At 40.0% G+C, this 16,929-nt stretch carries 31 protein-coding genes; 1 reads left to right on the forward strand and 30 read right to left on the reverse strand.

Translation table 11 applies throughout. From position 1 onward, the window contains the following. Positions 1–95 precede the first annotated feature (95 nt). The 30 genes from ACYZ0U_RS16525 to ACYZ0U_RS16670 form a co-directional block, all read right to left on the reverse strand. Complete coding sequence (locus ACYZ0U_RS16525; protein WP_158995340.1) at positions 96–1,088, reverse strand: DNA-directed RNA polymerase subunit alpha; 993 nt, start codon at positions 1,086–1,088, stop codon at positions 96–98. A 93-nt stretch (positions 1,089–1,181) separates the two neighbouring features. Beyond that, entirely contained in the window at positions 1,182–1,790 is a 609-nt protein-coding gene (rpsD, locus tag ACYZ0U_RS16530; RefSeq protein ID WP_461453637.1) for a 30S ribosomal protein S4, read from the reverse strand. Between the two features lie 66 nt (positions 1,791–1,856). After that, the gene (gene rpsK, locus ACYZ0U_RS16535) at positions 1,857–2,246 is read right to left on the reverse strand and encodes a 30S ribosomal protein S11 (protein WP_461453638.1); all 390 of its coding nucleotides are present in this window, start codon (positions 2,244–2,246) and stop codon (positions 1,857–1,859) included. A 129-nt stretch (positions 2,247–2,375) separates the two neighbouring features. Beyond that, positions 2,376–2,753 carry a 30S ribosomal protein S13 gene (gene rpsM / locus ACYZ0U_RS16540; RefSeq protein ID WP_461453639.1) on the reverse strand — a complete coding sequence of 126 codons (378 nt, stop codon included), beginning with the start codon at positions 2,751–2,753 and terminating at the stop codon, positions 2,376–2,378. A 70-nt stretch (positions 2,754–2,823) separates the two neighbouring features. Continuing rightward, the gene (gene rpmJ / locus ACYZ0U_RS16545) at positions 2,824–2,940 is read right to left on the reverse strand and encodes a 50S ribosomal protein L36 (protein ID WP_073405774.1); all 117 of its coding nucleotides are present in this window, start codon (positions 2,938–2,940) and stop codon (positions 2,824–2,826) included. Between the two features lie 8 nt (positions 2,941–2,948). Next, complete coding sequence (gene infA / locus ACYZ0U_RS16550; protein ID WP_022833270.1) at positions 2,949–3,167, reverse strand: translation initiation factor IF-1; 219 nt, start codon at positions 3,165–3,167, stop codon at positions 2,949–2,951. 63 nt (positions 3,168–3,230) lie between these two features. Then, positions 3,231–4,022 (reverse strand): type I methionyl aminopeptidase, encoded by a 792-nt coding sequence (gene map, locus ACYZ0U_RS16555; protein WP_461453640.1) that lies wholly within the window; start codon positions 4,020–4,022, stop codon positions 3,231–3,233. A 9-nt stretch (positions 4,023–4,031) separates the two neighbouring features. Continuing rightward, positions 4,032–5,369 (reverse strand): preprotein translocase subunit SecY, encoded by a 1,338-nt coding sequence (gene secY, locus ACYZ0U_RS16560; RefSeq protein ID WP_461453641.1) that lies wholly within the window; start codon positions 5,367–5,369, stop codon positions 4,032–4,034. Positions 5,370–5,376: 7 nt separating this feature from the next. Continuing rightward, positions 5,377–5,826, reverse strand: a complete 450-nt coding sequence (gene rplO / locus ACYZ0U_RS16565) for a 50S ribosomal protein L15 (RefSeq protein ID WP_461453642.1) — start codon at positions 5,824–5,826, stop codon at positions 5,377–5,379. 4 nt (positions 5,827–5,830) lie between these two features. Further along, complete coding sequence (gene rpmD / locus ACYZ0U_RS16570) at positions 5,831–6,010, reverse strand: 50S ribosomal protein L30 (protein ID WP_461453643.1); 180 nt, start codon at positions 6,008–6,010, stop codon at positions 5,831–5,833. Between the two features lie 6 nt (positions 6,011–6,016). Next, complete coding sequence (gene rpsE / locus ACYZ0U_RS16575; protein WP_461453644.1) at positions 6,017–6,535, reverse strand: 30S ribosomal protein S5; 519 nt, start codon at positions 6,533–6,535, stop codon at positions 6,017–6,019. Positions 6,536–6,547: 12 nt separating this feature from the next. Next, positions 6,548–6,901, reverse strand: coding sequence for a 50S ribosomal protein L18 (gene rplR, locus ACYZ0U_RS16580; RefSeq protein WP_461453645.1), 354 nt, complete (start codon positions 6,899–6,901; stop codon positions 6,548–6,550). A 5-nt stretch (positions 6,902–6,906) separates the two neighbouring features. Further along, positions 6,907–7,464: a 50S ribosomal protein L6 gene (rplF, locus tag ACYZ0U_RS16585; protein ID WP_461453646.1), complete on the reverse strand. Its 558-nt coding sequence runs from the start codon at positions 7,462–7,464 to the stop codon at positions 6,907–6,909. A gap of 16 nt (positions 7,465–7,480) precedes the next feature. Then, on the reverse strand, positions 7,481–7,879 hold the full coding sequence (rpsH, locus tag ACYZ0U_RS16590) for a 30S ribosomal protein S8 (protein ID WP_461453647.1): 399 nt from the start codon (positions 7,877–7,879) through the stop codon (positions 7,481–7,483). A gap of 137 nt (positions 7,880–8,016) precedes the next feature. Further along, entirely contained in the window at positions 8,017–8,286 is a 270-nt protein-coding gene (gene rpsN / locus ACYZ0U_RS16595; protein WP_158995316.1) for a 30S ribosomal protein S14, read from the reverse strand. Beyond that, complete coding sequence (rplE, locus tag ACYZ0U_RS16600) at positions 8,279–8,842, reverse strand: 50S ribosomal protein L5 (RefSeq protein ID WP_461453648.1); 564 nt, start codon at positions 8,840–8,842, stop codon at positions 8,279–8,281. The genes rpsN and rplE overlap by 8 nt, the downstream gene beginning before the upstream one ends. Continuing rightward, positions 8,842–9,186: a 50S ribosomal protein L24 gene (gene rplX, locus ACYZ0U_RS16605; protein WP_461453649.1), complete on the reverse strand. Its 345-nt coding sequence runs from the start codon at positions 9,184–9,186 to the stop codon at positions 8,842–8,844. The genes rplE and rplX overlap by 1 nt, the downstream gene beginning before the upstream one ends. Positions 9,187–9,188: 2 nt before the next feature. Beyond that, positions 9,189–9,557 carry a 50S ribosomal protein L14 gene (rplN, locus tag ACYZ0U_RS16610; protein WP_073405786.1) on the reverse strand — a complete coding sequence of 123 codons (369 nt, stop codon included), beginning with the start codon at positions 9,555–9,557 and terminating at the stop codon, positions 9,189–9,191. 1 nt (position 9,558) lies between these two features. Further along, on the reverse strand, positions 9,559–9,813 hold the full coding sequence (rpsQ, locus tag ACYZ0U_RS16615) for a 30S ribosomal protein S17 (protein ID WP_008506277.1): 255 nt from the start codon (positions 9,811–9,813) through the stop codon (positions 9,559–9,561). A gap of 10 nt (positions 9,814–9,823) precedes the next feature. After that, positions 9,824–10,033: a 50S ribosomal protein L29 gene (gene rpmC / locus ACYZ0U_RS16620; protein WP_461453650.1), complete on the reverse strand. Its 210-nt coding sequence runs from the start codon at positions 10,031–10,033 to the stop codon at positions 9,824–9,826. Between the two features lie 119 nt (positions 10,034–10,152). After that, a complete protein-coding gene (gene rplP, locus ACYZ0U_RS16625; protein WP_461453651.1) occupies positions 10,153–10,575 on the reverse strand; it encodes a 50S ribosomal protein L16 in 423 nt (140 codons plus the stop codon). 47 nt (positions 10,576–10,622) lie between these two features. Continuing rightward, positions 10,623–11,504 carry a 30S ribosomal protein S3 gene (gene rpsC / locus ACYZ0U_RS16630; RefSeq protein WP_461453652.1) on the reverse strand — a complete coding sequence of 294 codons (882 nt, stop codon included), beginning with the start codon at positions 11,502–11,504 and terminating at the stop codon, positions 10,623–10,625. Positions 11,505–11,506: 2 nt separating this feature from the next. Further along, a complete protein-coding gene (gene rplV, locus ACYZ0U_RS16635) occupies positions 11,507–11,935 on the reverse strand; it encodes a 50S ribosomal protein L22 (RefSeq protein WP_461453653.1) in 429 nt (142 codons plus the stop codon). 3 nt (positions 11,936–11,938) lie between these two features. Continuing rightward, positions 11,939–12,205: a 30S ribosomal protein S19 gene (rpsS, locus tag ACYZ0U_RS16640; protein WP_179415241.1), complete on the reverse strand. Its 267-nt coding sequence runs from the start codon at positions 12,203–12,205 to the stop codon at positions 11,939–11,941. Positions 12,206–12,207: 2 nt separating this feature from the next. Continuing rightward, positions 12,208–13,035 carry a 50S ribosomal protein L2 gene (rplB, locus tag ACYZ0U_RS16645; protein ID WP_461453654.1) on the reverse strand — a complete coding sequence of 276 codons (828 nt, stop codon included), beginning with the start codon at positions 13,033–13,035 and terminating at the stop codon, positions 12,208–12,210. A gap of 5 nt (positions 13,036–13,040) precedes the next feature. Then, on the reverse strand, positions 13,041–13,331 hold the full coding sequence (gene rplW / locus ACYZ0U_RS16650; protein ID WP_461453655.1) for a 50S ribosomal protein L23: 291 nt from the start codon (positions 13,329–13,331) through the stop codon (positions 13,041–13,043). A gap of 2 nt (positions 13,332–13,333) precedes the next feature. Continuing rightward, the gene (gene rplD / locus ACYZ0U_RS16655; RefSeq protein WP_179415238.1) at positions 13,334–13,963 is read right to left on the reverse strand and encodes a 50S ribosomal protein L4; all 630 of its coding nucleotides are present in this window, start codon (positions 13,961–13,963) and stop codon (positions 13,334–13,336) included. Position 13,964: 1 nt separating this feature from the next. Then, a complete protein-coding gene (rplC, locus tag ACYZ0U_RS16660; RefSeq protein WP_461453656.1) occupies positions 13,965–14,582 on the reverse strand; it encodes a 50S ribosomal protein L3 in 618 nt (205 codons plus the stop codon). Positions 14,583–14,830: 248 nt separating this feature from the next. Next, positions 14,831–15,085: a Txe/YoeB family addiction module toxin gene (locus ACYZ0U_RS16665; RefSeq protein ID WP_461453657.1), complete on the reverse strand. Its 255-nt coding sequence runs from the start codon at positions 15,083–15,085 to the stop codon at positions 14,831–14,833. Continuing rightward, a complete protein-coding gene (locus ACYZ0U_RS16670) occupies positions 15,085–15,339 on the reverse strand; it encodes a type II toxin-antitoxin system Phd/YefM family antitoxin (protein ID WP_461453658.1) in 255 nt (84 codons plus the stop codon). The genes ACYZ0U_RS16665 and ACYZ0U_RS16670 overlap by 1 nt, the downstream gene beginning before the upstream one ends. A 110-nt stretch (positions 15,340–15,449) precedes the next feature. Here ACYZ0U_RS16670 and ACYZ0U_RS16675 point away from each other — a divergent pair, with 110 nt between their 5' ends. Then, on the forward strand, positions 15,450–16,904 hold the full coding sequence (locus tag ACYZ0U_RS16675; protein WP_461453659.1) for a C45 family autoproteolytic acyltransferase/hydolase: 1,455 nt from the start codon (positions 15,450–15,452) through the stop codon (positions 16,902–16,904). Positions 16,905–16,929: the final 25 nt, after the last annotated feature.

Consider the following 16,929-nt stretch of genomic DNA (forward strand, 5'->3'; position numbering starts at 1 on the left):
TTATGCCTTCGCTGTTTTTTATTAGTATTGACGTATGAGATTTTAGATGTGAGAACTAATCTCTGATCGCCAACCTCAGGTCTTTATTTAATTTATTATTCTTCGTCTAATTTAAATTTAGACAGGTTCATACCAAATGACAAGCCTTTTGATTTAACCAGGTCCTGAATTTCAGTTAATGATTTTTTACCGAAGTTTCTGAATTTTAACATATCAGCAACATCATAAGAAACCAGATCAGCTAAGCTACGAATGTCAGCAGCTTTCAGGCAATTTAATGCACGAACTGAAAGATCAAGATCAACTAATTCAGTTTTAAGGATTTTACGCATATGTAAGATCTCTTCGTCAACTTCTTTAGTTTCTTCTTTAGCCTGAGCTTCAAGCATCATGTTCTCATCGCTGAACAACATAAAGTGCTGGATAAGGATCTTGGCAGCTTCTTTAAGCGCATCTTCCGGATGTATTGAGCCATCAGTAGTAATATCCAGAACTAATTTCTCGTAGTCTGTTTTTTGTTCTACACGATAGTTTTCAATAGTGAACTTTACATTTTTGATGGGTGTGAAGATAGAATCGATAGCGATAACACCTACATTAGCATCAGGGTTTTTATTTTCGTCACTTGGAATGTAACCACGGCCCTTGTTAATAGTAAGCTCGATTTCAAGCGTTACTGAAGAGTCCATATTACAAATAACCAAATCAGGATTTAAAATTGTAAAGTTGTTTGAAAACTTAGTAATGTCTCCGGCTTTGAAAGCATCCTGACCATTAATGATCACAAATATCTTTTCGCTATCGCCAGATTCACCTGTTTTCTTAAACCTTACTTGTTTCAGGTTTAATATAATTTCGGTTACATCTTCAACAACACCTTTAATGGTAGAAAACTCGTGCATCACGCCTGAAAAACGTACAGATGTGATCGCAAAACCTTCCAGTGATGAAAGTAAGATACGACGCAGAGCATTACCAATGGTGATACCGAAACCTGGTTCTAACGGACGAAACTCAAACGTGCCATCAAAATCAGTTGATTTCTGCATGATAACCTTGTCTGGTTTTTGAAATGCTAAAATTGCCATTTATATCCTTTATTTATGTTTGTTAATTTGAATTGATTAAACCACAAAAATGATTGGTATAATATACCAACCATTTTGTGTAGAAATATCTTATTATTTTGAGTATAACTCGACGATCAGGTTTTCCTTGATATTCTCAGGGATCTCATCACGGTTTGGATAGTTTAGGAATTTGCCTGTTAATTCATTAGCATCCCATTCTAACCAGCTATATTTATTAATCCTTCGGCCGGCTACTGAATTAGCAATAGCTTCTAAAGATTTTGATTTTTCACGTACTGATATAACATCACCAGCTTTTAACTGGTACGAAGCAATATTTACTACTTCACCATTAACATTGATGTGTTTGTGGCCAACCAGCTGGCGTGCGCCTGAACGGGTTGGAGCGATACCTAAACGGTAAACAGCATTATCAAGGCGTGCCTCTAAAAACTTCAATAAGTTTTCGCCGGTGATACCTTCTTTAGCCGATGCGCGGTGAAACAAGTTTTCGAATTGTTTTTCTAATACACCGTAAGTGTATTTAACTTTTTGTTTCTCCATCAACTGAGTTGAATACTCAGATTGTTTTCCTCTTCTTTTTGAGGCACCGTGCATTCCCGGTGGATAGTTTTTTCTTTCTAACGCTTTATCCGGGCCGAAGATCGGCTCACGGAAACGACGTGCAATTTTGGATTTTGGTCCTGTGTATCTAGCCATTTTTGTGTTGTTTTAAAGTATCAAACGGCCCGCAGCCGTTGAATCTTAGCTTTAAAATATAATTAATTAAACTCTTCTTCTTTTTGACGGACGGCAACCATTGTGTGGAAGCGGTGTAATGTCCTTTATAGTAGTTACCTCAATACCTGCAGTTTGCAAAGTACGGATAGCTGACTCACGGCCAGCACCCGGGCCTTTAACAAAAACTTCAACTTTGCGTAAGCCTAAATCATAGGCAACTTTACCACAATCGGAAGCAGCCTGGCCGGCAGCGTAAGGAGTGTTCTTTTTTGAACCTTTAAAACCCATTTTACCAGCTGATGACCATGATATAGCCTGGCCGCTTTTGTTGGTAAGGGTGATGATAATGTTATTGAATGTTGCGTTGATGTGTGCCTCGCCAACCGATTCAACAATTACAATACGCTTTTTGGTAACTTTTTTAGTCTTAGCCATTTTATGTTTTAATTATTGATCTGATGAATTACTGAATTATAAATAACTCGGACCCATTGACCATTTTAATTTATTTATTCCTAATGATATAAGAGCAGCAACTAATCACTACTCTCCAATCACTAATCACTATTTAGTAGCTTTCTTTTTATTAGCAACTGTTTTACGCTTTCCTTTACGGGTACGTGAGTTGTTCTTAGTACGCTGACCACGCAATGGTAAACCTTTACGGTGACGTGTACCGCGGTAACAACCGATATCCATTAAACGTTTAATGTTAAGCTGAACTTCTGAACGCAGTGCACCTTCAACCTTGATCTGATCATTAATAATACCACGTATAGCAGCTAACTGATCATCATTCCAATCCTGAACTTTAGTATTGAAATCAATACCAGCCTGGGTTAAAATTTCTTTCGCTGTTGAACGACCGATTCCGTAGATATAGGTTAAGCCTATCTCTCCTCTTTTGTTATTTGGTAAATCAATACCTGATATCCTTGCCATATTTTTTGTTTTGCTTTTACGAATAACCGAACGGCGGGCCACCGTTGTGCGGATTACTCAAATTTTTTAATTATCCCTGACGCTGTTTGTATTTAGGGTTCTTTTTGTTAATAACATAAAGTTTCCCGTTACGGCGGATGATCTTGCAATCAACACTGCGTTTTTTAATGGATGCTCTAACTTTCATCTCTTTGTTTATTTATATCTATAGGTTATTCTACCCTTTGTTAAATCATACGGACTCATTTCCAATTTCACCCTGTCACCAGGTAGAATTTTAATGTAGTGCATCCGCATTTTGCCGGAAATATGCGCAATAATCTCATGTCCGTTCTCCAATTCAACCCTGAACATGGCATTGGATAATGCCTCTCTAATAGTCCCGTCCTGTTCAATCGAAGATTGTTTAGCCATATTTTACTGATTATTACTTAATTATCCGCCCTTAAAGCGGGTTGCAAAATTAATAAAAATTTTTTAATTATTATTTTTTTCTTTTAAAACATTATCAACGTATGAAAATGTCGAAAGGATGTCCACTTTCCCCTTAGTTACAGCTACCGTATGCTCATAATGAGCAGATGGTTTTTTATCAACTGTTGATACTGTCCATCCATCATCCCAAAATTTAACACCGGCACGGCCTGCATTAATCATTGGCTCAATGGCAATTACCATTCCTTCCTCCAATTTAATGCCGGATCCGCGTTTACCATAATTAGGTACTTCAGGTTTTTCATGCAAATGCAATCCAACACCGTGTCCTACTAACTCTTTAACTACACCAAAACCATTCTTTTCAGCATGCTCCTGTACGGCGTAGCCTATATCCCCAATGCGCATACCTACCACAGCTTTCTCAACACCAAGGTCAAGGCATTCACGGGTAACACGCATTAATTTCTTGGCTGTATCGCTAACCTCACCAATGGCAAATGTAAATGCTGAATCACCGTAATATTTATTTAAAATAACACCGCAATCAACTGATACAATATCGCCTTCAACCAAAGCCTTATTATTAGGGAAGCCGTGTACTACCTGGTCATTGGGCGAAATACACAATGAGAAAGGGAATCCGTGATAATTTAAAAAGGCAGGAACGCCACCATGATCACGTATATAGGTTTCGGCAAGTTTGTTTAGCTCAATAGTAGTAACACCCGGAGCAATAACCTTGGCTATTTCTCCGAGTGTTTTAGATAGCAGTAAGCAACTTTCTCTTATCAGTTCTATCTCCTCGACAGACTTATAATTGATTTTTGGCATACTAATATATTATAGAACCGGGGTTGAGCCTGTAACCGCTGGCGCTGAGCTACGACCTTTGATCCTGCCGGTTTTCATTAATCCATCGTAATGACGCATTAATAAATGGCTTTCAATTTGTTGTAAGGTATCTAAAATTACACCCACCAAAATGATCAATGATGTACCGCCGAAGAATCTTGCGAAAAGACTGCTTACACCTATTGAACCTGCAATAGCCGGAATAACAGCAATTATTGCTAAAGCTATTGAGCCGGGTAAAGTAATTTTTGAAATAATATCATCAATAAAGTTTGCTGTAGTTCTGCCTGGTTGTACACCCGGAATAAAACCACCGTTCTTCTTCATATCATCAGCCATTTGGTTAGGATTGACCGTGATAGCTGTATAGAAGTAAGTGAACAGGATGATCAACACTGCAAACAATAAGTTGTGCGCCCATGAATTGTAGTTAGCTAGTGCCATAACCGTAGGATTAGCAGCAACGCTTGGAAACAATGATGGGATGTAAGCAGGGATAAACATTAATGCTTGTGCAAAAATGATAGGCATTACACCTGCCGCATTCACTTTTAAAGGAATGTATTGTCGTACACCACCATATTGTTTATTACCAACAATACGCTTAGCATATTGCACTGCTATCTTTCGGGTTCCCTGCACAATTAAAATGGTAAACATTACTACCGCAATGTAGGCTACAATTTCAACTACGAAAGTGATCAAACCTCCCTGGCCGCTACGGCGAACATTAAATTCGTTTACAACAGCACCTGGTAAAGAAGCAATGATACCGATCATAATGATCAGTGATATACCGTTACCAATACCTTTATCAGTTATACGCTCACCTAGCCACATTACGAATAAAGTGCCTGATGTTAATACAAATACGTTAAGTATAGTAAAGAACGGATCGCCAATTAACCTTGCTTCAGGTGATACCTGTGACTTTAGATAACCAATAGCCTGTAACATGGTAATTCCTATGGTTAGGTAACGTGTCCACTGGTTAATTTTATTCTGTCCGCTTTCGCCTTCTTTCTGTAATTTAGCAAAGTAAGGAACGGCGATACCAAGTAATTGCACCACAATTGATGCCGAGATGTAAGGCATTACACCTAACGCAAAAATTGATGCACGCGAAAACGCGCCACCGGCAAACATGTTTAACAATCCTAATAAACCTTCTTTGGCGCTGCTGTTTAATGATGCAGGATCCACACCAGGTAAAACAACAACGCAGCCTATACGGTATATTAAAAGAAATAAGAGTGTGTTGGTTATACGCACTCTTAGATCCTCGATTTTCCAAATATTGGATAATGTGGTGAAAAAATTCTTCATCGAAAAATTATAGCTTAACTATGGTACCACCAGCTGCTTCAATAGCTTTTTGCGCTGTGGCAGTAAATGCATGTGCTTTAACTTCTAAAGTGGCTTTCAGTTCGCCACGACCTAAAATTTTAACAAGGTCGCTTTTCTTTGATACTAAACCATATAGTTTTAGTGTATCAAAATCAACTGCGGTGATTGAATGTTGTTCAACTAAGCCTTGCAATACATCAAGGTTAACGCCAACATACTCAACACGGTTGTTGTTTTTAAAGCCAACTTTAGGCACACGGCGTTGTAACGGCATCTGTCCACCTTCAAAACCAATTTTGGTTGAAGTACCTGAACGTGAACCGGCGCCTTTGTGGCCACGGGTTGATGTTCCGCCACGGCCTGAACCTGTACCACGGCCAATTCTTTTTCTATTTTTAGTAGAACCCTCTGCAGGTTTTAAATTACTTAAATTCATGATATTAAATATTTTCTACTGCTACCAAATGATTAACTTTCTTTACCATACCGATGATAGCCGGAGTAGCTTCAACTTCCACACTATGGTTAATCTTACGCAGGCCTAAAGCTTCTACGGTTCTTTTTTGGCGTTCACTTCTGTCGATCACGCTCTTAATCTGTGTTATTTTGATTTTTGCCATGACTGATTATCCGTTAAATACTTTACCTAAATTAATCCCGCGTTGCTGTGCTACAGTATAAGCATCACGCAATTGTGATAATGCGGATACAGTTGCCTTAACCACGTTGTGCGGGTTAGATGAACCTTTTGATTTAGCCAATACGTTGTGTACACCTGCAGACTCTAACACTGCACGCATCGCACCACCAGCAATTACACCAGTACCGTTAGCAGCTGGTTTAATGAAAACAAAACCGCCTGAAAACTTACCAATTTGCTCGTGAGGTACAGTACCGTTAATGATAGGTACTTTTACCAGATTCTTTTTAGCATCATCTATGCCTTTGGCAATAGCTTCAGTTACTTCTTTAGCTTTACCTAAGCCATAACCTACTACACCGTTTTCATCGCCTACTACTACGATAGCAGAAAAGCTGAATGTACGGCCACCTTTGGTTACTTTGGCTACACGTTGTATGCTTACCAGGCGGTCTTTTAATTCGATCTCGCTTGTTTTTACTCTTTTTATGTTGATTGTTGACATTTCCTGTTTCGATTAAAAGTTTAAACCGCCCTCACGTGCACCTTCAGCCAATGATTTAACACGACCATGATACAAATAACCGTTTCTATCGAAAACCACATCTTTAATGCCAGCAGCTAAGGCTTTTTCAGCTACCAGTTTCCCTACGGCTACTGATTGATCTGATTTAGTACCTTCTGTTGCTACAAAATCTTTCGATAAAGATGATGCTGATACAATAGTTTTTCCGGATACATCGTCAATTATCTGGGCATAAATACCTTTATTGCTCCTGTATACAGACAAGCGCGGACGCGCTGTTGAACCTGAAAGGCGTTTTCTGATGCCTTTCTTTATTCTGTCTCTTCTTGATAGTTTAGCTCCCATGACGATTATTTTTTAGATGCTGATTTACCTGCTTTTCTTCTCAATACTTCGCCTACAAATTTGATACCTTTACCTTTGTAAGGCTCTGGTGTACGTAACGAGCGTATTTTTGCAGCTACCTGGCCGATCAATTGTTTGTCAATTGATTCCAAAATGATAGTTGGGTTTTTCCCTTTTTCAGCAGTTGTTGAAACTTTAATTTCTTGTGGCAATTCAAATACCCAGTGGTGAGAGTAACCCAACACTAAATCTAATGTATTACCTGTATTGGTTGCGCGGTAACCTACACCTACTAATTCCTGCTCCACTTTGTAACCTGTAGTTACACCTACAACCATATTATTTAAAAGCGAACGGTATAAACCGTGTAACGCTTTGTGGCGTTTTTGCTCTGAAGGGCGCTTAACAAGCAAATTTCCTTCTTCCTGCTCAACAGTGATGTCACTGTCTACAGCTTGATGCAACTCACCTTTAGGGCCTTTAACAGTAACCAGGTTCTCTGGTGATACTGTTACAGTTACGCCCTGTGGCAGTGCAATTGGTGCTTTTCCTATTCTTGACATTGCTTAATTTCTCCTATTAATATACGTAGCATAAAACCTCACCACCAATATTTTGCTGACGAGCTTCTTTATCGGTCATTACACCTTTAGAAGTTGACAGGATGGCGATACCTAAACCATTTAATACTCTTGGCATATTATCCATGCCTGCGTATTTCCTCAAACCTGGTTTACTTATACGTGCGATGCTGCGGATAGCAGAAATTTTAGTTATCGGGTGGTATTTTAATGCCACTTTAATGGTTCCTTGCGGGCCATTTTCCTCAAACTTGTAATTCGCAATGTAACCTTTGTCGAAAAGCACCTTAGTGATTTCCTTTTTCAGATTTGATGCAGGAATTTCAACAACCCTATGGTTGGCTTTAATAGCATTCCTTACTCTTGTAAGATAATCTGCGATTGGATCTGTATTCATTTTTCTATATTATGATAGTGGTTTCCTTCCCGTAACATCCGGGGCGACCTTCTATCGGTTAATTCTTTTTATTTGAGTATCAAGTACTATGATATATCAATCTTGCTGCTTGATACCAACTACTTGTTACTAACTAGTTACCAGCTTGCTTTTCTTACTCCCGGTATTTTACCAGCTAAAGCCATTTCACGGAATGTAACACGTGAAATACCAAATTGGCGCATATAACCACGAGGGCGGCCGGTTAATTTGCAACGGTTGTGCAATTTTACCGGTGAAGCAGCCTTAGGTAATTTATCTAAACCTGCGTAATCGCCTGCTGCTTTAAGAGTTTCTCTTTTTTCAGCATATTTAGCTACTAATTTAGCACGTTTAAGTTCACGTGCTTTTATACCTTCTTTAGCCATTGCTATTTTGATTTTTAAATGGTAATCCAAATTGTTTAAGCAACTCAAGTGCTTCAACATCGTTTGTTGCCGAGGTTACAAAGGTAATATCCATACCTTGGATTTTATTGATTTTGTCAATATTAATCTCAGGGAATATAATTTGCTCTGTAATACCTAAAGTATAGTTGCCTTTTCCGTCAAAACCTTTATCGTTAATGCCTTTAAAATCGCGTATACGTGGTAAAGCAACAGATATCAAACGATCTAAAAACTCATACATTGTGTTGTCACGCAGGGTAACACGTACGCCGATTGGCATATTTTTACGCAATTTAAAGTTCGATATATCTTTTTTAGATTTTGACGATACTGCTTGCTGGCCGGTAATGGTAGTTAACTCAGTAATGGTGTTCTCGATCAATTTCTTGTCGGTAGTTGCACCACCTACACCCTGGTTAATTGCAATTTTTTGCAATTTAGGAACCTGCATAACGCTTTTGTACTGAAATTTATCTTTCAGCGCGGTGCGGATGTCTTCCTGATATTTTGATTTTAATCTCGGTGTGTAAGTCATTACTTAATTTCCTCCCCTGATTTTTTTGATACCCTAACTAATTTACCGGCATCGTTTAATTTTCTTCCAACACGTGTTGGCTTACCTGTTTTGGCATCAACCAAAGCTAAGTTTGATACGTGTATAGCAGCTTCTTTTTTTACAATTCCGCCGTTTGGATTAGCAGCATTAGGTTTTGTATGTTTTGATACTAAGTTAGCACCTTCAACAATTGCTCTGCCTGTAGCTAATATTACTTCAGTTATTTTACCTTGCGTACCTTTTGAGTCGCCGGCTATTACCTGCACTAAATCACCTTTACGGATCTTTAGTTTTGCTGGTTGTGCGTGTTTTTTCTTTTCCATTGTTACAATACCTCCGGTGCTAATGATACAATTTTCATAAATTGCTTCTCACGCAGTTCCCTTGCAACAGGGCCAAAGATACGTGTACCACGTGGCTCGTCCTGGTTGTTCAACAATACTGCTGCGTTGTCGTCAAAACGTATATATGAACCGTCTTTTCTACGGATTTCTTTTTTGGTACGTACTACTACCGCTTTTGATACTGTACCTTTTTTAACGTTACCTGATGGTAAAGCGCTTTTTACGGTGACTACTATCTTATCGCCAATAGAAGCATATCTTTTGCCGGTACCGCCCAATACGCGGATAACTAAAACTTCTTTAGCGCCGCTGTTATCAGCTACATTTAATCTTGATTCCTGTTGTACCATGTTATTTAGCCCTTTCTAAAATTTGAACTAATCTCCAGTTTTTGCTTTTGCTCAACGGGCGTGTTTCCATTATCAAAACGGTATCACCAATACCACAGGTATTAGTCTCGTCATGAGCCATAAATTTGGTAGTTTTCTTAACGAACTTACCATAGATCGGGTGCTTCACCTTCCGCTCAACAGCTACAACGATAGATTTCTCCATCTTGTTGCTTACTACCAGGCCGGTACGTGTTTTTCTTAAATTTCTTTCCATTTCTAAAAAATTAATTCTTTTCAGAAGCCGGCGCAGCTTTGCGCTTAGTTAATTCAGTAGTTAAACGAGCTACATCCTTACGTACTTTTGTTATACGTTTTGGGTTCTCAATAGCCGAAACTGCATGTGCAAATTTCAGTTTGGTGAGACTTGCTCTCTCTTCGCCGATCCTCACAACCAATTCTTCAGTTGATAGCTCTAAAATTTCTGAGTTCTTCATGTTATTTATTCTGTTGTAAATGTTTAAGGTTGTAATGTTTAGTGTAACGGCCATCAGATTGTTTTGTAATTAAACATTACAACCCTTTAACATTTCAACCCTTTAACTATCTTTTTTATTTATGCTTCTACGTAATCTCTACGTACTATAAATCTTGTTTGTACCGGCAGTTTCGCTGCTGCAAGGCGTAAAGCCTCTTTAGCAATATCCAATGGTACACCTTCTGCTTCAAAGATGATTCTTCCGGGGCGTACTACCGCTACCCAGTATTCAGGGGCACCTTTACCTTTACCCATACGTACCTCTGCAGGTTTCTTAGTTACAGGTTTGTCAGGGAATATTCTGATCCATACCTGGCCTTCACGTTTCATGTAACGTGTTACAGCAATACGGGCAGCCTCGATCTGGCGGCTGGTAATCCAGGCCGGCTCGAGTGATTTTATACCGAAAGATCCGAATGAAAGTTCAGCGCCACGGCTGGCGTTTCCCTTCATCTTGCCTTTTTGCATCTTTCTGAACTTCGTTCTTTTTGGCTGTAGCATTTTCTTAAGCTTTTATATCAATCTGATATAGTAATCTACTTTTGTTATTATCTCTTTGCTGGACCACCCGGGCGATTACCGCCTGGACGATTATTTCCCGGACCACCCGGACGGTTACCACCACCGCGGTTGTTAGGGTTACCACCTGGTTTCCTGTCGCCGCCACCGCTTCTGCGATCGCCGCCACGGTCACCACCTCTTTCGTTGCCACCACGGCCACCGAAACCGGCTGCGTTACCTTCAGGGCGTCCGCCTTTGCCGCTGCTGCTGCTTGTACCACCAATGTTTGGAGACAAGTCGCGTTTGCCGTAAACTTCACCTTTACATATCCAAACTTTAACACCTATTTTACCATAAGTAGTTAATGCTTCTGCTAAAGCGTAGTCAATATCGGCACGGAAAGTGTGCAAAGGAATTCTACCTTCTTTATATTGTTCGCTACGTGCCATTTCCGCACCGCCTAAGCGGCCTGATGTCATCACCTTGATTCCTTCAGCACCCATTCTCATGGTTGAAGCAATTGTGGTTTTCATCGCACGACGGAAAGAGATACGTGCTTCTAATTGTTTTGCGATGCCTTCTGCAACTAATTGTGCATCAAGCTCAGGGCGTTTGATTTCGAAGATGTTGATCTGAACTTCCTTTTTAGTAAGTTTTTTCAATTCTTCTTTGATCTTATCAACCTCGGCGCCACCTTTACCTATTACAATACCCGGGCGTGCAGTGTGAATAGTTACCGTAATGCGTTTTAAAGTACGCTCAATAACTATTTTAGATACACCACCTTTGTTTATACGTGCTGAAAGGTATTTGCGAATCTTTTCGTCTTCAACTAATTTATCGGCATAGTGATTTCCACCGAACCAATTAGAATCCCAACCTTTGATGATTCCTAACCTGTTACCTATTGGATTTGCTTTCTGTCCCATAATTAGTTGTTATCGTTTTTACTGTCCACAATAAGTGTAACGTGGTTTGAGCGTTTGCGGATACGGTATCCTCTTCCTTGCGGAGCAGGGCGTAATCTTTTTAACTGGCGGCCACCACCTACCGAGATCTCTTTAACATATAGAGCGCTATCTTCAACACGTTTGTCTTCGTTTTTTGCTTCCCAGTTTTTAATAGCTGATAACAATAATTTCTCAACGCGTATTGCGGCTTCTTTATTAGTAAATTTTAGGATGTATAACGCTTTCTCAACGTTTTCACCGCGTATCAGGTCAACTACCAGGCGCATTTTGCGTGGTGAAGTTGGGCAGTTCTGTAGTTTAGCAACCGAAGCGCCACCCACAAGGGCTTTTGCAGCTTCTTTTTGTTGCCTGATCAGTACAGACTTTTTGATTTTAGTTGTTGCTTCCATGCCTTATTTTTTCTTTTCTGCGTGACCGCGGAATGTACGGGTTGGGGCAAATTCACCCAACTTATGACCAACCATGTTTTCTGTTACATACACAGGGATAAATTTGTTACCGTTGTGTACCGCGAATGTATGACCAACAAAATCCGGAGAAATCATGGAACGACGTGACCATGTTTTTACTACTGATTTCTTATTTGAATCATTTAGTGTCGTAACCTTTTTGTCAAGGTTATGATCGATGTAAGGTCCTTTTCTAATTGAACGTGCCATTGCTATTTCTTCCTTCTTTCAATGATATAACGATCCGATGATTTCTTTTTGTCACGGGTTTTGTAGCCTTTAGCTAATAAACCTTTACGTGAACGTGGGTGACCACCTGAGGCTCTGCCCTCACCACCACCCATAGGGTGATCTACCGGGTTCATGGCTACACCACGAACTCTTGGGCGACGGCCTAACCAGCGTTTGCGACCAGCTTTACCTAACACCGCGTTTGCTCTTTCGCCATTTGAAACGGTACCGATAGTTGCCAAACAAGTTGACAAGATCATACGTGTTTCGCCTGAAGGCAATTTAATGATAGCGTATTTGCCGTCACGTGCTGATAGCTGAGCGTAAGTACCTGCGCTACGGGCGATGGTACCACCCTGTCCCGGATTTAATTCAATGTTGTGAATAATAGAACCCAACGGGATATTTTTCAATGGCATTGTATTTCCAACTTCAGGAGTTGCTGTTTCGCCAGACACAACTGTCTGACCAACTTCCAATCCTGCCGGAGCGATCATGTATCTTTTTTCACCATCTACAAAGTGTAGCAGGGCTATACGGGCTGACCGGTTAGGATCATACTCGATAGTTGCAACCTTTGCAGGGATGTCAAATTTATTTCTTTTGAAATCAATTAACCTGTATGCTTGTTTATGACCGCCACCCATGTAGCGCATAGTCATTTTACCGCTGTTGTTACGACCGCCCGATCTTGTGTTTGCTGATACAACCAACGATTTTTCAGGAACGTTTGTTGTAATGTCAGAGTTAGATACATCTACTCTGAAACGGGTACCCGGTGTAACCGGTCTAAATCTTTTAACTGCCATCTCTATTATATATTGCTGTAAAAGTCTATAACTTCACCGTCTTTCAGCGTGATGATCGCTTTTTTATACGTAGCAGCACGGCCGCTAACGGCGCCTGCTTTTGTATTGCGGCTTTTTAATTTACCAACGTACCTCATGGTATTTACATCTGTAATGTTCACACCGTACATGGTTTCAATAGCTGCTTTTATTTGGATCTTGTTAGCCCTTGGGTCAACTATAAAAGCATAACGGTTAAGTTTCTCAGTTAATTGAGCAACTTTCTCGGTAAGTAGGGGTTTTCTTAAAATTTCCATAATTACTTAGCTAATGCTTCCTCCAAAGTTTTAACAGCGCCTGCAGTTAGTAAAAGTTTGCCAGCGTTTAACACATCATAAGTGTTTAACTGATCGGCAGTAATAACTTTCGCTTTCTTCAGGTTTCTGCTTGATAAATACACATTGTTATCTGCAGTTGCCAATACTAATAATGTTCTAACATCAGTAACATTAAGATCGGCTACCATTTGTATGTAGTTTTTAGTTTTGATAGAATCAAAGTTGAAATCTTCCAACACTACTACATTGTTATCTTTTGCTTTGTATGATAAAGCTGATTTACGTGCTAACGCTTTAAGTTTCTTGTTTAATTTGAAACTGTAATCGCGTGGCTGCGGACCGAATACACGGCCACCACCATTAAATAATGGTGATTTTACGCTACCGGCACGTGCACCGCCTGTACCTTTTTGTTTATATAATTTGCGGGTTGAACCTGCAATCTCGTTACGCTGTTTTGATTTGTGCGTACCCTGACGTTGGTTAGCTAAAAACTGCTTAACATCAAGATAGATAGCGTGATCGTTTGGCTCAATACCGAATACGGACTCAGGAAGTTGCACCTTGGCACCTGTTTCTTTACCTGATACATTTAATACTTTAACTTCCATCTTATTTATCCACTATTACGAATGAACCCTTAGCTCCAGGTATGGAACCTTTAACTACTAATAGGTTTTGCTCAGGATAAACCTTCAAAACTTCTAAGTTTTGAACCTTAACGCGCTCATTACCCATTTGACCAGCCATACGCATACCTTTGAATACACGAGAAGGCCATGATGACGCTCCTAATGAACCCGGTGCACGTAAACGATTGTGCTGACCGTGAGTTTGCATACCCACACCACCAAAACCGTGACGCTTTACAACACCCTGAAATCCTTTACCTTTTGAAGTACCTACTACGTCAACAAAATCTCCGCTTGCGAAAATATCTACAGTAACAGTGTCACCTAAGTTTTTTTCGTCTTCGAATGTTTTGAATTCAACAAGCTTACGCTTTGGAGTAGTACCGGCTTTTTGGAAATGGCCTTTTAAAGGGCCTGAGGTGTTTTTTTCTTTCTTGTCGCCATATGCCAACTGAACAGCAGCATATCCGTCTGTATCCACAGATCTAACTTGTGTTACAACGCAAGGGCCAGCTTCGATTACTGTACAAGGAATATTTTTCCCTGTCTCATCGAAAATGCTGGTCATTCCTACCTTTTTACCAATAATTCCTGACATTTTCTTTTAATTTATTTGTGCCCATCGAAGCAGTAGGGCTTCGTTCAAGGCAATTCTTCCCCGTTAAGGGACGGCAAAGATAGGAACTTTACATTAAATATCAAATAGTTAGTACGTTATTTTTTCATAAATATTTGATGAAGAAAATTCATGCGGGAAAGAATGCATTTTATTACACAAAAACTTGGTCAATAATGAATAAGAACCTTTTTATCTGTTAGCTAACTAATTATACTTGAGTCAGTTCATTAATAATGATACCTGCATTGCAAAATATATATACCGTGTTCATGCACTTGGTAAACCAACCGATGCTCATCAGTTATACGCCTGCTCCAATAACCGGAAAAATTGCCTCTCAATGGTTCAGGCTTACCAATACCGTTGAACGGAGTCCGCAAACACTCTTTTATCAAATCGTTTATTCTGCGAAGAATCTTTTTATCGGTTTGCTGCCAGTATAAATAATCTTCCCATGCCTGGGTTTGCCATTCCAGTTTCATTAATCTTCGATCAGGTCATGAGGAAAATGTGTACCGCTATTTGATTCATCAATAGCGCTTTGTAGTCGCTTTCTGTTGGCTTCGCTTTTAACCAGGTGCAATGTTTCAGCTATTGAATTATATTCATCCAGATCCATCACAACCACATTTTTACCTTTGTTGCGCGATACAATAACTATTTCAGCATCATCATTCACCCTATCCAAACTCTTGGCAAGGTTCTTTCTGAACTCGGTATAATTTAAAACATCCATAACAAGTACTTAGTTAAGTACAATAATAAGCAAAATTTAAAATCGGACATCATATTTAGTTTTATTTTCCTTATATTCAGCCAACTATTAACTGATCTTATTCTCATTGCATGAAAAACCTCAACAAAGCCGGGTTCGCGCTGCTTGCTGCTGCAATTTTACTCGGATGCAAGCAACCGGCTACTACTACCACGACAACTATTACCACGACTTCAACAACCACAGAATCTATTCATGACCGACTGGGCAAGGCAACCCGTGTAGATAAAAACGGTTGGATATATGTGCATTTAACTGGTTCGCCATCTGATATCGGGTTTCAGCATGGCTATTTGTTATCGAAGGAGATTGATACCTTAATAAAGGTTATGCAGTTCTACCTGCCACACACAAGTAAAAGAGACTGGGCTTTTTATCGCGATGCCTCAAAACGGTTTATGTGGAAAAAGATAGATCCTGAATACCAGGCCGAGCTAAAAGGTATCGCCGAAGGCCTAAATGCAAAAGGGTTTAAATATGACTCGCTGGATCTGGTGTCCTTAAATGCCAATATCGAGTTATCCGAGTATTATGTACCTGCGGTGCTAAACAAATTAAAAAAAGATAGCGCAAACAATAAAGCACCGGGTAATTGCAGTGCATTTATCGCGACCGGTAAATATACTAAGGATGGTAAGATCGTTATCGGCCATAACAACTGGACGGATTATATTGAGGGTGAGCGCTGGAATGTGATTGCTGATATTACCCCCGCAAAAGGCAACCATATATTAATGGACTGCGCGCCTGGGTTTATTCATAGCGGTGACGACTTCGTGGTAACCAATAGCGGCATATTAATCACCGAAACTACTATAACCGGCTTTAAAGGTTTTGATACTACCCGCACGCCGGAGTTTGTTCGCGCACGTAGGGCGGCTCAGTATAGCAAAAGCATTGATGATGTGATCAAGATTATGACCAGCGATAATAATGGCGGTTATGCTAACGATTGGCTGATAGGTGATATTAAAACCAATGAAGTAGCTAAACTGGAACTGGGTTTGAAAGATTATAAAGTTTGGCGTTCAAAAGATACGGCGATGATAGGATCAAACTTCCCGAGTGATCCTAAACTGATCAAGGAGGAAACTACCTTTAATGTAAATGACCCTACCAACTCCCCTAACGCGCGTAAGCTCCGCATGCAGCAATTAGTAGCAGTTGATTATAAAGGTAAGCTAACCGCCGCTACAGGTAAGACCATTGAAGGTGACACTTACGATGCTCTGAACAAAAAGCAGGCATTCGACCGTTGTGTAATTGACGGGCACGTAGACGAAGACCCGCACGGCGTACCGGAATGGAGCGAAGGGCCATATTACCCGATGGGTGCTGTGCAGGGTAAAGTAACCACCAGTGCCTTAGCCAGCAATATGCAATTATGGGCACACATGGGTCACCCCGGAGGATCTGACTTTTTAGCCGGACCATTCTTTAAGAAACACCCGGAATATAGCTACCAAAGTAAATACCTGCGCGATATGAAGGCTTACCCGTGGACTTTGTTCTCAGCTTCGAAATAATTTAGATTATTATCTTTGCAGCCCG

The sequence above is a fragment of the Mucilaginibacter sp. genome (genome assembly GCF_965225845.1).
In the GTDB taxonomy this organism is placed as follows: Bacteria; Bacteroidota; Bacteroidia; order Sphingobacteriales; family Sphingobacteriaceae; genus Mucilaginibacter.

Excerpts from the sequence above, each read along its gene's own strand:
- rplB (WP_461453654.1), bottom strand. The coding sequence starts at position 13,035 with ATGGCAGTTAAAAGATTTAGACCGGTTACACCGGGTACCCGTTTCAGA.
- rplN (WP_073405786.1), bottom strand. The coding sequence starts at position 9,557 with ATGGTACAACAGGAATCAAGATTAAATGTAGCTGATAACAGCGGCGCT.
- rpmD (WP_461453643.1), bottom strand. The coding sequence starts at position 6,010 with ATGGCAAAAATCAAAATAACACAGATTAAGAGCGTGATCGACAGAAGT.
- rplC (WP_461453656.1), bottom strand. The coding sequence starts at position 14,582 with ATGTCAGGAATTATTGGTAAAAAGGTAGGAATGACCAGCATTTTCGAT.
- ACYZ0U_RS16675 (WP_461453659.1), top strand. The coding sequence starts at position 15,450 with ATGAAAAACCTCAACAAAGCCGGGTTCGCGCTGCTTGCTGCTGCAATT.
- rplR (WP_461453645.1), bottom strand. The coding sequence starts at position 6,901 with ATGGGAGCTAAACTATCAAGAAGAGACAGAATAAAGAAAGGCATCAGA.
- rpsQ (WP_008506277.1), bottom strand. The coding sequence starts at position 9,813 with ATGGAAAGAAATTTAAGAAAAACACGTACCGGCCTGGTAGTAAGCAAC.
- rplD (WP_179415238.1), bottom strand. The coding sequence starts at position 13,963 with ATGGAAGTTAAAGTATTAAATGTATCAGGTAAAGAAACAGGTGCCAAG.
- rpsK (WP_461453638.1), bottom strand. The coding sequence starts at position 2,246 with ATGGCTAAGACTAAAAAAGTTACCAAAAAGCGTATTGTAATTGTTGAA.
- rplE (WP_461453648.1), bottom strand. The coding sequence starts at position 8,842 with ATGACTTACACACCGAGATTAAAATCAAAATATCAGGAAGACATCCGC.
- rplW (WP_461453655.1), bottom strand. The coding sequence starts at position 13,331 with ATGGAAATTTTAAGAAAACCCCTACTTACCGAGAAAGTTGCTCAATTA.
- secY (WP_461453641.1), bottom strand. The coding sequence starts at position 5,369 with ATGAAGAATTTTTTCACCACATTATCCAATATTTGGAAAATCGAGGAT.
- rpsC (WP_461453652.1), bottom strand. The coding sequence starts at position 11,504 with ATGGGACAGAAAGCAAATCCAATAGGTAACAGGTTAGGAATCATCAAA.
- ACYZ0U_RS16525 (WP_158995340.1), bottom strand. The coding sequence starts at position 1,088 with ATGGCAATTTTAGCATTTCAAAAACCAGACAAGGTTATCATGCAGAAA.
- rpsM (WP_461453639.1), bottom strand. The coding sequence starts at position 2,753 with ATGGCAAGGATATCAGGTATTGATTTACCAAATAACAAAAGAGGAGAG.
- map (WP_461453640.1), bottom strand. The coding sequence starts at position 4,022 with ATGCCAAAAATCAATTATAAGTCTGTCGAGGAGATAGAACTGATAAGA.
- infA (WP_022833270.1), bottom strand. The coding sequence starts at position 3,167 with ATGGCTAAACAATCTTCGATTGAACAGGACGGGACTATTAGAGAGGCA.
- rpmJ (WP_073405774.1), bottom strand. The coding sequence starts at position 2,940 with ATGAAAGTTAGAGCATCCATTAAAAAACGCAGTGTTGATTGCAAGATC.
- rplP (WP_461453651.1), bottom strand. The coding sequence starts at position 10,575 with ATGCTACAGCCAAAAAGAACGAAGTTCAGAAAGATGCAAAAAGGCAAG.
- rplF (WP_461453646.1), bottom strand. The coding sequence starts at position 7,464 with ATGTCAAGAATAGGAAAAGCACCAATTGCACTGCCACAGGGCGTAACT.
- rplX (WP_461453649.1), bottom strand. The coding sequence starts at position 9,186 with ATGGAAAAGAAAAAACACGCACAACCAGCAAAACTAAAGATCCGTAAA.
- rpsH (WP_461453647.1), bottom strand. The coding sequence starts at position 7,879 with ATGAATACAGATCCAATCGCAGATTATCTTACAAGAGTAAGGAATGCT.
- rpmC (WP_461453650.1), bottom strand. The coding sequence starts at position 10,033 with ATGAAGAACTCAGAAATTTTAGAGCTATCAACTGAAGAATTGGTTGTG.
- ACYZ0U_RS16670 (WP_461453658.1), bottom strand. The coding sequence starts at position 15,339 with ATGGATGTTTTAAATTATACCGAGTTCAGAAAGAACCTTGCCAAGAGT.
- rpsD (WP_461453637.1), bottom strand. The coding sequence starts at position 1,790 with ATGGCTAGATACACAGGACCAAAATCCAAAATTGCACGTCGTTTCCGT.
- rplV (WP_461453653.1), bottom strand. The coding sequence starts at position 11,935 with ATGGAAGCAACAACTAAAATCAAAAAGTCTGTACTGATCAGGCAACAA.
- rpsE (WP_461453644.1), bottom strand. The coding sequence starts at position 6,535 with ATGTCAACAATCAACATAAAAAGAGTAAAAACAAGCGAGATCGAATTA.
- rpsS (WP_179415241.1), bottom strand. The coding sequence starts at position 12,205 with ATGGCACGTTCAATTAGAAAAGGACCTTACATCGATCATAACCTTGAC.
- ACYZ0U_RS16665 (WP_461453657.1), bottom strand. The coding sequence starts at position 15,085 with ATGAAACTGGAATGGCAAACCCAGGCATGGGAAGATTATTTATACTGG.
- rplO (WP_461453642.1), bottom strand. The coding sequence starts at position 5,826 with ATGAATTTAAGTAATTTAAAACCTGCAGAGGGTTCTACTAAAAATAGA.
- rpsN (WP_158995316.1), bottom strand. The coding sequence starts at position 8,286 with ATGGCTAAAGAAGGTATAAAAGCACGTGAACTTAAACGTGCTAAATTA.